Annotated in this window: 1 protein-coding gene; it reads left to right on the top strand. The window is 62.4% G+C overall.

Annotation, left to right across the window (positions count from 1 at the left end; all coding sequences use genetic code 11):
• Positions 1-435 (top strand): transposase (locus tag NKI19_RS32790; RefSeq protein ID WP_352567730.1); only part of this gene is annotated, 435 nt, incomplete at its 5' end.
• Positions 436-583: the final 148 nt, after the last annotated feature.

Genomic DNA, 583 nt, shown 5'->3' with positions numbered 1-583 from the left:
ATGCACATCGGCGTCGACCAGGATCATACGCTGATCCGGCGCGTCGAGGTGAGCGACGCCTCGGTCACCGATACCGAGCCGGCCGACGCACTGATCAGCGGCGATGAAAAGGCGGTCTATGGCGATCAGGCTTATTATACCCACGCCAGACATGCCCGGCTGGTCGAGGCAGGCATCAAGGACCGCCTGATGCGGCGGCCCAACAAACATCATCCCGAGTTGCCGCCGCGCCAGAAGCGGCGCAACCAGCTGATCGCCAAGGTGCGAGCGGCGGTCGAGCGGCCCTTCGCCGTGTTCAAGGAGAGCTACGCCATGCGGCGCCTGCGCTTCTTCAACCTCGCCGCCAACCGCACGCAGTGCATGCTGGCCGCCTGCGCCTACAACCTGCGCCGCACGGTCAGCACCCTCCATCCGCCTGGCGAGAAGCCGGCATAAGCAGGAGTCCGTCCATAATCGGCCGGATGAGCCGATTATCCTGAAAAATTGCCTCGCTGAACGCCCAGGCAGCGCTCTCGGCGCTCAAAAAAGCATATATCTCTCAAATCGCATATCTATGCGCCTTCTCTGCAAAGGCCTCCTTGTG

The sequence above is a fragment of the Mesorhizobium sp. M0751 genome (assembly GCF_040320265.1).
Taxonomy (GTDB): Bacteria; Pseudomonadota; Alphaproteobacteria; order Rhizobiales; family Rhizobiaceae; genus Mesorhizobium.
This window is presented reverse-complemented; position numbering and strand designations above follow the sequence as displayed.